At 35.4% G+C, this 13,202-nt stretch carries 14 protein-coding genes; 10 read left to right on the plus strand and 4 right to left on the minus strand.

Annotated elements, in window-relative coordinates; all coding sequences use genetic code 11:
• The first annotated feature begins 83 nt into the window (after positions 1-83).
• The 8 genes from HMPREF2701_RS07385 (at position 84) to HMPREF2701_RS07420 (ending at position 6,464) form a co-directional block, all read left to right on the plus strand.
• The gene (locus tag HMPREF2701_RS07385; protein WP_049491405.1) at positions 84-431 is read left to right on the plus strand and encodes a hypothetical protein; all 348 of its coding nucleotides are present in this window, start codon (positions 84-86) and stop codon (positions 429-431) included.
• Positions 431-1,675, plus strand: coding sequence for a hypothetical protein (locus tag HMPREF2701_RS07390; protein ID WP_061589735.1), 1,245 nt, complete (start codon positions 431-433; stop codon positions 1,673-1,675). The genes HMPREF2701_RS07385 and HMPREF2701_RS07390 overlap by 1 nt, the downstream gene beginning before the upstream one ends.
• A complete protein-coding gene (locus HMPREF2701_RS07395; RefSeq protein ID WP_049487192.1) occupies positions 1,657-2,049 on the plus strand; it encodes a hypothetical protein in 393 nt (130 codons plus the stop codon). The genes HMPREF2701_RS07390 and HMPREF2701_RS07395 overlap by 19 nt, the downstream gene beginning before the upstream one ends.
• Positions 2,030-2,320, plus strand: coding sequence for a hypothetical protein (locus HMPREF2701_RS07400; protein ID WP_049487193.1), 291 nt, complete (start codon positions 2,030-2,032; stop codon positions 2,318-2,320). Before HMPREF2701_RS07395 ends, HMPREF2701_RS07400 begins: the two co-directional genes overlap by 20 nt.
• A gap of 367 nt (positions 2,321-2,687) precedes the next feature.
• Entirely contained in the window at positions 2,688-3,668 is a 981-nt protein-coding gene (locus HMPREF2701_RS07405) for a helix-turn-helix domain-containing protein (protein WP_049487194.1), read from the plus strand.
• Positions 3,669-3,952: 284 nt separating this feature from the next.
• Complete coding sequence (locus HMPREF2701_RS07410; protein WP_061589736.1) at positions 3,953-4,906, plus strand: hypothetical protein; 954 nt, start codon at positions 3,953-3,955, stop codon at positions 4,904-4,906.
• Between the two features lie 372 nt (positions 4,907-5,278).
• On the plus strand, positions 5,279-5,791 hold the full coding sequence (locus HMPREF2701_RS07415; protein WP_049487196.1) for a Panacea domain-containing protein: 513 nt from the start codon (positions 5,279-5,281) through the stop codon (positions 5,789-5,791).
• Complete coding sequence (locus tag HMPREF2701_RS07420) at positions 5,772-6,464, plus strand: hypothetical protein (RefSeq protein ID WP_049487197.1); 693 nt, start codon at positions 5,772-5,774, stop codon at positions 6,462-6,464. Before HMPREF2701_RS07415 ends, HMPREF2701_RS07420 begins: the two co-directional genes overlap by 20 nt.
• A 28-nt stretch (positions 6,465-6,492) precedes the next feature.
• Here the strand turns inward: HMPREF2701_RS07420 and HMPREF2701_RS07425 are convergent, their stop codons facing one another.
• Positions 6,493-7,338, minus strand: a complete 846-nt coding sequence (locus HMPREF2701_RS07425; RefSeq protein WP_049487198.1) for a hypothetical protein — start codon at positions 7,336-7,338, stop codon at positions 6,493-6,495.
• 199 nt (positions 7,339-7,537) lie between these two features.
• Between HMPREF2701_RS07425 and HMPREF2701_RS07430 the strand changes: the two genes are divergently transcribed.
• Together HMPREF2701_RS07430 and xerS are read left to right on the plus strand one after the other, a co-directional pair.
• Entirely contained in the window at positions 7,538-7,846 is a 309-nt protein-coding gene (locus tag HMPREF2701_RS07430; protein WP_225902305.1) for a hypothetical protein, read from the plus strand.
• A 362-nt stretch (positions 7,847-8,208) separates the two neighbouring features.
• A complete protein-coding gene (gene xerS, locus HMPREF2701_RS07435; protein WP_061589737.1) occupies positions 8,209-9,279 on the plus strand; it encodes a tyrosine recombinase XerS in 1,071 nt (356 codons plus the stop codon).
• 72 nt (positions 9,280-9,351) lie between these two features.
• Here xerS and HMPREF2701_RS07440 read toward each other — a convergent pair whose 3' ends face one another.
• Genes HMPREF2701_RS07440 through HMPREF2701_RS07450 form a run of 3 tightly spaced genes read right to left on the minus strand, consistent with a single transcriptional unit; the run spans position 9,352 to position 13,193 of the window.
• The gene (locus HMPREF2701_RS07440) at positions 9,352-10,341 is read right to left on the minus strand and encodes a lipoate--protein ligase (protein ID WP_000873999.1); all 990 of its coding nucleotides are present in this window, start codon (positions 10,339-10,341) and stop codon (positions 9,352-9,354) included.
• A gap of 59 nt (positions 10,342-10,400) precedes the next feature.
• Positions 10,401-12,104, minus strand: a complete 1,704-nt coding sequence (gene lpdA / locus HMPREF2701_RS07445) for a dihydrolipoyl dehydrogenase (protein WP_049552142.1) — start codon at positions 12,102-12,104, stop codon at positions 10,401-10,403.
• 45 nt (positions 12,105-12,149) lie between these two features.
• Positions 12,150-13,193, minus strand: a complete 1,044-nt coding sequence (locus HMPREF2701_RS07450; RefSeq protein ID WP_070482614.1) for a dihydrolipoamide acetyltransferase — start codon at positions 13,191-13,193, stop codon at positions 12,150-12,152.
• Positions 13,194-13,202 lie beyond the last annotated feature (9 nt).

Here is a 13,202-nt window from a genome sequence, read left to right on the forward strand (position 1 = left end):
TGAGTAATTCTGGCATCAAAAAAAGTCATAAAAGGTTACTAATATTTTTGTCAATCGCAATTATCACAGCAGGAGGTGTTTTTATGTTTTCTATGTTAGGGAAATCCCAAGAAGAGCGTCGAAATAGAGAATATGAAGTTAGTTTGGTTGAAACCTTAAAAGATAGTTATGAGGGTATTGAAAAAATTAGTTTTTCTAATGCTAACTACACAAACCCACCAGGAAGTTGGACTTGCGTAGTTGAACTATTTTTTAATGAGAAAAGTATAAAATATAAAATTAATTATTCGAAAAAAGATAAACGTATTTCTGACATATCTTTAGAGAGAGAGAACAGAAAAGAGGATCGAGATTTTTTGAATAGTCACTTGGGAAAGACAAATAAACTCACAAAAGTTGTTTATTCAGACGGTTCAGAAGGAGAATATTAATGGTGTATAGTTATACTGATAAACAACTTAATGAATTAAATCAAGGGAAAAATGTTTATAGTGTAAATTCTGAGTATGCTGAAAGGGAAGTTGAAAAGAAGGTTGTATCCAAAACAGATGATAAGTTATTTTCGGATGAAACCAACACCATAACCACTTCTGATGGTCAAGAATTCCGTGTTGTTGCCACTAAGTCTGACCCAGTAACGGGATTTGATGGACTGGCAGTTGCACCTATTGTCAACGGCGAACCAGATTATAAAAATGTAACTGTGATTGCTGCAGGGACGGATCCAGGGAGTCCTACTAAGATTGACATCTCTACAGCGCTGGTAGAAAGAGATACATCTTTGTCACCCCAATATTTTGTAGCGGACCGTTTCGTAAAAGAAATCATGGACGATCCCAGATATGAAGTTAGTCATCTATCGGGTTATTCACAAGGCTCTTATATGCTAAAGGTAGGAGCTAAATACCACATCCCTACGACTACCTTCAATGCCTGGTTTTATTATCTTTCACTTTCTAATGAGGAAAAAGCATTCATAGACAAAAATCCAGCTATGTTTATTGATTATCGTAGAAAGTCTGATAATGTTGTCGTTATCAATGATTTCAATCACCCCGAATGGTTTAATAAATCTTTCTTAAAAATGCCTGATACAATATACTGGCTGGACGGAACTAGCCACAATATCGATGATTGGGAGTTTGATCCTGTAACAGGTCAAGTTGTTGATGGTAAAGGTGGAAAACCCTTAATTAGTGGTGTTTATCGAGCTTATGCCAACAGTCTCCAAGGAATGGCTCATTACAAGGACTTGAAGTCAAAATGGTCATCAGGTGGCATTAGTAGCTCTGAGGAAATATACTTAGATGCAGCTCAAGGTTCTATCCTATCATCATCAATGGCTGCAGCAGCAAGAACTGGAGCTGATGAAGTGAGCGCCTTAGCCAAGATTGCTAACCAAGAATTACAAGAAATTTGGTCAAAAATCGATTTTACAAGCTACACAGCCTTGACTCCCTATGAAGTTGAAACCCTTTTTGCTAGCCAAGGTATCACTCAAGCACAGTTTATCGATACTTTTCAGGCAGAAACGGATCAAATAGTCGCTAAGATGAATGCTTCCGCCCAAGAATTCGAAAATTTGGATAAACAATTACAGGAAGTCATCGAAAAAACAGTAGCAACAGACACACAATTTGCTAAGGAGTTCAGACAATGGAAAGCAGAGATGTAAAATGGGATGCCGTTAGACAAAAAGAGAGGGAAATTCTTAACCTCGAAGAACAATACTATCTTGAAAAGAACAAGTTAGAGAAAAAGACACTAGAATTAGAGGAACGTTCTGCAAGATTAGAAAAGATCATGAACGAAGAAGCTGATAAAATGTACCTAGTATTAAGAAAGTTTTCATCACCAGCTGATTGTGTTAGAGAGTACTTTACAGACATAGAAAATTTGAGATATCATTCTAACCAAGTTTATAGAACTAATGAAATAAAACTGGAAGAAGAAAAAGAAAAAATAGATAAAAAATTTCGACAAAGAAAAAATATCTTAGATGAAGAATATCAAAAACTAAGGAGAAATTATGCAAGCACCAATGAATGAGTACTATACTGATGAGGAATACCAATACGCTCTAAAACAAATGTATCGCATGATGGAAAGAAATCGTATCCTGGCTCAATGCCAATTGGCAAAGGTCGCTAAAAATCAAATAAAAGAAAGTTTTGACCAAAAATCGAAAACAATTGCAAGAGATACTAAAGCAACAATAACAAGTATTAACAGCCAAATGGACACTGCAATACAAGGAAAAGTCCGCAAGAGTCTTGAAACAAAAATACCTAATATGTTAGTCAAGTATGATGATGTATAAAGAAGAATTTTTAAAACCAAAAATTTATGTACAATTGACTTGATAAGGCTAAAATCCTTGATGCAACTGAATTAGAAGCATAAAGTACATTCTTTAAAAAGTGTACTTTATTTTTGTTTTGTACATTATTTTAGGGGTGAATAATGTACATTTTGAGTTGTGATTTATGGTAGTTAGGTAGTGTGTTCAATTGTACATTTTGGTGAGTATGGAGTGGGTGAGATGAGTTGGAATAAAGTACATTTTATTGGGCATTACATTAACAATAAAATTTTTTACTTTTTTGTAGTTTAACCATACTGTAAATGCACCACCTTTATAGTAGTGGTATAATCAAGGTAGCAACAATATAAAGGAGGGAAGTGTTATGGCAAGTTCAGAAACTTATACCCAATATCTCAAGCCTACTGAAAAAGAGTTGCTTGAAGTTCAAGCCGGTTATGAAGAGCTAGAAAAGTTGCTGAAATCATCAAGATATCATGAAGGTGGTTTTTACATTTTGAATGGAAACAAAGTGTTTTCTATTAATGAATATCAAGATATTAGGCAACATAAAATCTTGTTAGAAGCTGACAAACATATCGAACTCGGAGCAATAGAAGTTTCATTATCCAAAGAATGTTATAGAGATATAGGCAAGAAAAGTAAACCAGATAAAGTTTATGGAAGAAAGCAGATTCTCGAAAGTTCATACAGAGGGGAATTTAACAGAGGACACTTGATTGCTGAATCCCTCATTAAGTATTGCACTGATTTCGATTACTATAAAAGAGAAAACTTTGTTATGATCACCAATTGGTGTAATCGAGCTACAACTTGCAATCATAAGCATATTGCCTGTGGGATGTTATTCTTCGAACAGATATTGCTTGATTCATTGGAAGATGGTGTAGACATCTGTTACAGAGTGACACCTGTCTTTAAGAAACTAGATGCTTCAGATGATGAAGAAGCAGAGCAATCCTTTGAGTATCTGCCTAGAGGTATTATCATGGAAGCTATTGTTACTAACGGCAAAGCCTTCACTGGTCAGAATGTAGAACGACTAGGCAAGAAGTTCGAGAAGAGCTTTAATGTCTTTATTCCAAATGCACAAAGGGACCTTGTTATTGATTATAGAACAGGAGAAATTGGTTTGAACGATAATTCAGTGACCTTGAAAGACTTATACGAAGCTAAGGGGTTCAAAATGAAAGACTTAGGCGAAGTGGTAGGTGTGAGTCATCGAACCATTCGAAGATGGAATAAAGACATTGCGTATATCCCATTCAAGAATGTGGTTAATTTAGCTAAAGCACTTGATATGAGTGTTGATGAACTGGCTGAGTTGCTGTTATTGGATTATTAAGTTTATCTAAGATTGGCCTTGACAAACCATTCCAAGGCTACTAAAATTAAGTTGTTGCAACCTTCTGGTTTTTGGTACAAGGGTACCTAGAAGGAGAATTTTGTTATGCAAATTGACAAAACTAAAATTATTCTAAGTCTACTAGACTTTGCAACAATTGTCGTTACTTCCATTAAAGAGGTTATGATTGCTCAAATTGAGTCAAACTCTGGAGATTAACGATATAAAAGCATATGATTTTGTACGATTATATGCTTTTCTTATTTTTAAGGAGAATAAGTGTTATGAGTCAAAAACAGTTTACAGAATTTGAAAATCAAGATTATGGTGTTGTTATTATAGAACTCGTGAAAGATATCTATTATAGTGGAGTAAGTACTAGTAGTAAGTTGGTATTAATCCGCAAATTCACGGAATTGATTTCGAGAAAAATTTTAAATTTAGGTGAAGGATCTAAGATGACATTAGGTGAAATAGCACATCCTAATCCTAAAAAATTTCCACGGACGTATAAGTTATGGGAAAAACTAGATGCTTCCTTTAGAGATGATTTTTCAAAAATTGTGCAAGAGAATGCAGAGCTATGTAACCAGTACGCCCACACACAAATCAACAAACCAGCTTCTGACGAAGAATATTTAAGAGCTGAAGAGCTAGTGTCTGAGTTGTTTTCACTCTTATTTGTAAAATACTTTACAAAATTCGAGCTTACCGTGTTGTCAGACCCCAATGTTCTAACTGCTTTTTCTCACCTACCACCAGTTATTCGCTATAAAACACTAGAAAAGTTAATGGGTGAGAAAGCAATTTCTGAATTAAATGTTCGAATTTTAGATAAGTTTATGTTGGCTAAAGTGAAATACCAAAGCTTGGATGAAGCATTCATTTGGTTATTGAAAAATCGAGAAGAGATGATTGATGTATCATATCCAACATCTGAAGAAATTGAAAACTTTATTGGGTTGCATGACGATGAATGTTCTTTAGTCTTATGGGAATACAACAATGCTTTTGATTTGTTGCTTGATAAATTATTAGATCCTAAAATTTTAGTCAACGAATCAGGGCAGTTATACGATGACTTTGAAAGAGCTGTAGTGTATTTTAATGGCTTTAACTGTGAATTATACCTCACTGGAACAGAAGAAAGAGAAGAATTTAAAGACCTTATTGAGTTTGCTTTTTTGGGAAGGCGAGGAAGAGAACAGGGTACATATCAAAAGAAGAATTTTATTTAAAAAATCGTCTGTCTAACTAATTAGAAGGGTGAATCTTTTTCATGTGTATGGTGTAAAGTACATTCTTTAAAAATTGTCCTTTATTTTGTACATTATTCTGAGTGGTGTTTTGCATGTTTTATAGTGCATCATATCATCTGATTTAAGGAATTGATTTGTACATTTTATACTCAAGTAATAGCAGAAGAAGTGGTGGTTCAATTGTACATTTTATTTAGATATTGAGAATTATTGAGGTAGATATTATTTTTTAATTTATTGGCTAAATAATTGACAAAGTTTTATAAGGGTGTATAATATAATTATAAAGTTAAACGCAGGTGACAGATGTGTGTTGCTTGTATTTTTTTGTACTAAAAAGGAGAATGGGAAATGACTGATTATATCTTTCAAGATAAAACCGATCTTGTAAATCATTTATTTTATAAATTAAGCGATGCCTCGCCAATTAAAATCCAAAAAACTTTATATTTCTTATTTGCTTTTTATGGAGCAACATACGGAAAATTATCAGGTGAAGAAAGTGTCGGGGAATTAGAATCTGTTAATTACACTAATTTCTTATTTAAACCAAATTTCGAAGCATGGAAGTACGGACCAGTTGATGATGAAGTCTATATAGCTTATCGTGATGATCGTTACGAAGCAGTAGAATTGACTGAAGATAAATTAAATGAAAAGCTTACTCCTTCAGAAAAAAGGAATGTGATTCAATTTATTGACAGCATCATTCAACAAACTGATGAAGTCGATGATTTTACTTTGGTTGATAGAACTCATGAGGATGATGCATGGCGTGTCCCATTTGAGGAAAATGATGGTGAAATGCATATAAAAATGGATCCTCAAGTAATTGTTGACGAATATGCTGAAAAATATGTGTAATGAACAGTTTTCAGTTGATGTGTTCGGTGGCAAGCCAAAAAAACAAGCGAAAATAAAATTCCAGGATAAAATATTTAATTCGGAATCATACACACCACCTAACAGGATTGATTTTAAAGATATTAAATTAGAAGTTGTTTTTAAAGATTGTTCAAAAAAATTTGTTAATCTACCAGCTTTAAAATTTTCAAATATGAAAAGTGAATTTGGTGCTGATTCGAAGACAATATTATGTTTAAATAAATTTGTTAATGAACCATCTATTATCCAAAGGAACTCTTCACGAATTACTATTAGAAATAACGACCAAGGGAAACGAATAAAAGATATCCTATATCATTTTTTAGATCAGACTTTTGTTGATTTTCACGAATTTTATTTTAGAAAATCATCCATTTTGGACAATTTCAACATTTTGTCACCCCATGAGGGAAGATTTAGAGTAATTTGTGTTTATACAATTAAACCTTCATCGCATAAAAAAGAAAGAACCAAACACTATTTAGAAGTAGTTCTACTAGATCCATATCATTTATTTATTCCCAGCAAACTTTTGGGTAAAGATAAAATAACTGGTAAGGATAGGTTATTTAGTAGTGAAGAAGCTATGGATCAAACATATGAACAGGTTAAAGATTATAATAGAGAGTTTTCACTTGAAAATATCAATTAAAAAAGAATCAGTCGATTCTTTTTTTATATTATTTTAAAATTATGCCTTTTAATTCATCTTCTACAGAGTCTCTATGTACTTTATATATCTGAGCTGGGTTTAGTGAAAAATTCCTAGTGTTATTAACTTCATAACAATGCTTATAATCTCGTAAACCTTCAATAGCTTCATACCATTTTGCAAATGAGCGAGTAAGAATTATTATCACTTCATCATTTTTGTCATCAATTCTTTTTTTAATTTTTTCAAAGAGGAATTTTTGCGTAGGAAGGTAATCTTTTATTTTTCTATTACTATTTGGGGAAGTGCCTTTACCTAATTTGTCATACATACCGTTATAAGATATAGAATGGTAGGGAAAGAACTCAGCAAGTGCAATATCTTCAGTTATCTTTTTTAAAGATTCAATAAGTTCTTCATTATCTTTTTTATCATAGCCTTCAACCCAGCATTTCATTTTATTTCCCCAATATCCTAGATCACTTTCATTTGCTAATTCAAATGCGTGGAAGAATGGCTGTTTCATTTCTAGATTTTCTTTTATGATTTGTTCGTAATTAGTGCCGTTTTTATTAGTGATGTTTTTATAAGCATCATAATATTCTGTGCTATATCCTGGGTTTAAACTTAAAATTATAATTTTTGCATTATCTATATCACCAACAAAATGTTGAGGATAAACATTTAGTCGGAGTTTATATTTTTCTTTTGCTGCTTTCTTTGTTTTTCCTTTAGCATCATCATCTACTTTATCTACTGGGGGATATTTTTTTGAATTTAATAGCTTTTTAATATATTTCAGGTCCGCAGTAGCAACGATTATCTCCTCACCATTATATATTTCAGAAGTAGTATTTTTCCAAGGATTTTCCATTACAATAACCTCCAATTCATATTTATAACACTATTTTAGCACAAATTTGAGTATCCGCTTTAATGAAATATCATTAATCAATGATATAATGTAAGTATTAAGTTATGAAAGGAAGTTTTAAATTGAATATTATCAATACTATAATTACTTCAGTCATCACATCAGGGATTATTGGTGTCTTTATTTCAGAATATTATCAATGAAAAACCTTAGTAAAAAAATGAAACGAGATTTTGTTATTGAATTGTTTGGTAATAGATTTATGTTGAAGGACAACTATCATGGTGAGGTGATAGAATTAAATAAAACTCTAGGGAAAATTCCAATTGTTTTTTCTGATAATGAAGATGTGATTAAGTGTTACGATAACATACTCTCAAATGCAGACGATAAAAATTTACTAAGATTGTTTAAAGCTATATGCATGGATAATAATGTAAAGATTGATATTTCAAATTGGGATGATGAAATGATCTTAAAAACTCTAGGGATATTTTCAGTTGAATAAGTAAGAGTATAATCTCCATCTCCAAAGAGGAGTAGCCAGTTCCAGCAGAAAGACCTTCATAGGTTTTATAACTGAATAGATTGACTACTTTGTTGTCGAATTTTTCCTGTTCTTCAAGTAATTCTGAGGAATAGACGACAACTTTAAAATCAAACAAGCTAAAAACACTCTAAAATCATTAAATTGATATTAAAGTGTTTTTTATTGTCAAAATATACAATTGAAAAAATTTCTAGTTTTTTTAATATAGTTTTCTTTGCATCTATGTCCTCTATAACATTTTTCCGAAAAACTATAATTTTCTTGAAAAATATATAAGCCTATGCTATACTACTAGTAGACTTACTTTATGGAGAAAATACATGAAACGTGAGATTTTATTAGAACGAATCGACAAACTAAAACAAATCATGCCCTGGTATGTTTTGGAATACTACCAATCTAAGCTTGCTGTTCCTTACAGTTTTACAACCTTGTACGAATACCTCAAGGAATACGATCGATTTTTCAGCTGGGTTTTGGAGTCTGGTATTTCAAACGCTGATAAAATGTCTGATATTCCTTTATCTGTCTTGGAAAATATGTCTAAGAAAGACATGGAATCCTTTATCCTTTACCTACGTGAACGTCCTTTGCTCAATGCTAATACAACCAAGCAAGGAGTTTCTCAGACAACTATCAATCGGACCTTGTCAGCACTTTCTAGTCTTTACAAGTATCTGTCCGAGGAGGTTGAAAACGATCAGGGGGAACCTTATTTCTATCGTAATGTAATGAAAAAAGTTTCAACCAAGAAAAAGAAAGAAACACTTGCTGCCAGAGCTGAAAACATCAAGCAAAAACTCTTTCTAGGTGATGAAACAGAAGGTTTTCTAACTTATATCGACCAAGAGTATCCACAACAACTTTCAAATCGCGCTCTCTCATCATTCAACAAAAATAAAGAACGTGATTTGGCCATTATTGCCCTTCTCTTGGCGTCTGGTGTCCGCTTATCTGAAGCTGTTAATCTGGATCTAAGAGATCTCAATCTCAAAATGATGATTATTGATGTCACTCGAAAAGGTGGCAAACGTGATTCGGTCAATGTCGCTGCCTTTGCTAAGCCTTATCTAGAGAATTATCTAGCCATTCGAAATCAACGCTATAAGACGGAAAAAACAGATACAGCCCTTTTTTTGACACTCTACAGAGGTATTCCTAATCGTATCGATGCTTCTAGCGTTGAGAAAATGGTTGCTAAGTACTCTGAAGATTTTAAAGTGCGTGTAACACCCCACAAACTGCGCCATACGTTAGCAACCAGGCTCTATGATGCCACTAAATCGCAAGTTTTGGTCAGTCACCAGCTAGGACATGCCAGCACACAAGTCACTGACCTCTATACCCATATCATTAATGATGAACAAAAGAATGCTCTAGATAGTTTATAAAATACATAAAATAAATTATGTAATATATGATTTTAAAAAAGAAGCTGGTCCTACAACCAACTTCTTTCTGGTTTATCCAACTACCGCTTCAGCAATTTCTTCACGGCTAATACCAGCGAAGTAGCGTGTAATATCAATGGTTTCTAGCGCCTTAAGGACATCTTCGCGTTCGTATTTCACTCCACGAAGGACATCTTCTACTGCAGCAACGTCTTCAATACCAAAGAAGTCACCATAAATCTTGATGTCTTGGATTTTTGATTCGACGACATTAGCAAAGACTTCCACCTTACCACTAGTGAATTTGGTTCCACGACGGACGTTAAATTCAGGTGATTTACCATAGTTCCAGTCCCAAGTTCCAAACTTAGTATCTTTGATACGGTTAATTTCAGCCAATTCTTCCTCAGAAAAAACGTATTCTGTCATCTCTGGATACTCTTTTTTCATGTATTCCAAGAGTAAGTCACGGAATTCTTCAACTGTGATTTTTTCTGGCAATTCATTGACAATATTAGTTACACGGGCACGAACAGATTTCACACCTTTTGATTCAAATTTATCTTTTGAAACCTTAAGGGCGTTAGCAAGGACTGACAAATCAACGTCAAAGAGCAAGCAACCGTGGTGCATGATACGGCCATTGATATAGGCTTGGGCATTGCCACAGAATTTCTTTCCATCAATTTCAAGGTCGTTACGACCTGTGAACTCAGCTTTAACACCGAGTTGAGCTAGTGTATTGATAACTGGGGTGGAGAAGCTCTTAAAGTCAAAAGCCTTGTTTTCATCTTCTTTTGAGATAATCGTGTAGTTGAGGTTGTTTAGATCGTGATAAACAGCTCCACCACCGCTGATACGGCGGACCACCTCAATGCCATTTTCTCGAACATAATCACGGTTGATTTCTTCGATAGTGTTCTGGTGACGCCCGACAATGATCGATGGTTTGTTAATCCAAAGTAGGAAGATTTGATCCTCATCCAAAAGGTGTTTAAAGGCATATTCTTCCAAGGCAATATTAAAAGCAGTGTCGTTTGAATGATTGATAATGTATTTCATGATATCCCTTTATATGATAGAGACTGGAAAATATCTTTCCAGCCTAGTCTATCTTCATTTTATTTTTTCTTAGGTGAATGGATGGCCATTCCTAGAACATCCGCAAACGCTTCGTACATCACTTCAGAGTAGGTTGGGTGTCCGTGGATAGTCTTCAGCATTTCTTCAACAGTAATTTCCATTTCGATAATGCTTGACGCTTCATTGATCAACTCTGCAGCTGCAGGACCGATAATATGAACACCAAGGATTTCTCCGTATTTCTTATCTGCAATGACTTTAACAAATCCTTGAGCTGCATCTGATGCAATTGCACGACCGTTAGCTGCAAAGTTGAATTTACCGATGGCAACATCGTATTTCTCACGGGCTTGTTCTTCTGTCAAACCTACTGCTGCTACTTCAGGAAGAGTATAGATGGCTGCAGGAGTCAAGTTCAACTTGGCAACAGCATGATTTCCTTTAAGAGCATTTTCAGCAGCAACTTCACCCATACGGAAAGCTGCGTGAGCCAACATCTTAGTACCATTAATATCACCTGGTGCGTAGATACCTGGAACAGAAGTTTCCATGTATTCGTTGACCTTGATACGACCACGATCCAATTCAAACTCAACCTCTCCAATACCTTCAAGGTCTGGCACACGACCGATTGAAAGAAGAGCTTTATTTGCGATGATATCGTCTTTTCCTTCAACCTTGATACGAAGTTGACCATTTTCCTCAATGATTTCTTGCAGTTTAGTACCAGTCAAGATGGTCATTCCTTTACGCTCAAGAATCAAGCGAAGATTCTTAGAAACTTCTGCATCCATAGCTGGCACGATACGGTCCATCATTTCGATAACAGTTACTTTTGAACCAAATGTCATGAAGGCCTGACCAAGTTCGATACCAACAACTCCACCACCGATGATAACAAGGCTTTCTGGCACTTCATTCATTTCAAGAATGTCATCACTAGTCATGACAAGTGGAGATTCCATACCAGGGACGTTGATTTTGCTGACTTTTGAACCACCAGCAAGGATAATTTTCTTGGTTTCAAGTAATTCAGTACCGTTTACCAAGACATTCTTGTCTTTAGTAATAGTACCAATACCTTTATGTACAGTAACTCCATAACTACGAAGAAGACCTGCAACCCCACCTACCAAGGTATTAACAACCTTAGACTTGGTTTCAAGGAGTTTGTCCATATCTACAGTGAAGTTTGGATTTTCGATTACGATACCACGGTTTGCGGCATGACCGATATTTTCGATAATTTCAGCGTTATGAAGGTAGGTCTTGGTTGGAATACATCCACGGTTTAAGCAGGTTCCACCAAGTTCAGATTTCTCAACAAGGGCAACCTTACCGCCGAGTTGGGCAGCTTTAATGGCTGCAACATAACCAGCAGGACCTCCACCAATCACAACGATATCAAAGGCATCATCGCTCTTACCATCATCGTTTGAGGCATTTGCTGTAGGTGCTGGGCTAGCTTCTGGTGCTGCTGCTCCAGCTGTTGGGATGTTTTCCCCTTCTTCACCAAGGTAACCGATAACTTCCGTTACAGGGACTGTTTCCCCATCTCCTTTGAGGATAGCAATCAAGTAACCATCTTCTTCGGCTTCCAATTCCATGCTGACTTTATCAGTCATGATTTCCAAAAGGATTTCTCCTTCTTTTACAAATTCTCCGACTTTTTTATTCCATTGGACGATTTGTCCTTCTGTCATATCCACGCCGGCTTTTGGCATAATTACTTCTAAGGCCATGTCTTCCTTCCTTTATCTATATCTTAAAAATGAATACTCTTGCTCTTAAATCAACATTGAGATTGGATTTTCAATCAATTCTTTCAAGTCCTTCATAAACTTAGCACCAGCCATACCATCTACGACACGGTGGTCAATGGTTAATCCTAGGCTCATGATAGGGCGAATCACAATTTCACCATTAACGACAACTGGCTTCTCGATTGTCGAACTGACGCCAAGGATAGCTGAGTTTGGTTGGTTGATGATCGGACCAAAGGACTGAACACCAAACATTCCCAAATTACTGATTGTGAACGTTGAATTTTGAAGTTCACTTGGAGCCAATTTGCCATCCAAGGTACGGCCAATAACATCCTTGAAGGCTACAACCAACTCTGAAAGACTCATCTTCTCAGCATTGTAAACAACAGGTGTCATCAATCCATTATCCATCCCAACTGCCATCGCAAGGTTGACATAGTTGTGAGTGATAATGGTCTTACCATCTTCTGTCAATGAAGCGTTGATGTATGGGTGTTTCATAAGAGTCTTAACAACTGCAAGTGAAAGAAGGTCTGTTACAGTAGTCTTCTTCCCAGTTGCTTCCATGATTGGCTCAAGAACCTTCTTACGAAGAGCCAACATTTCAGTCATATCAACTTCATAATTGAGTGTGAAGGTTGGCGCAGTTAAGTAAGATTCAACCATACGTTGGGCAATAACCTTACGCATTGGTGTCATTGGGATACGTTCAATTTCACCGTATGGTGTTACGTTATCAGGGACTTTTTCCACTTTTTCAATCTGAGCAGGAGACTTGATGGTGTCGTTTTCAATATTTTCAGGAAGTAAGGCCAAGACATCCTTCTTCATGATTTTACCACGATGACCAGTTCCTTGGATTTCCTGCCAAGCAATATTATGTTCGAGGGCAATTCGTTTTGCAAGTGGCGAAATGCGAACCACGTTTGTGTCTTTATAAGTTTCCACGTCTTCTTTGTGGACACGACCGTTTGCACCTGAGCCAGAAACGTCGTAGAGGTTGATTCCTAAATCATCCGCTAACTTTCTAGCTGCAGGAGTCGCTCTTAGCTTGTCATCAGCCATGACCTCTCC

Source organism: Streptococcus sp. HMSC077D04 (assembly GCF_001808785.1).
Lineage (GTDB): Bacteria > Bacillota > Bacilli > Lactobacillales > Streptococcaceae > Streptococcus > Streptococcus mitis_BX.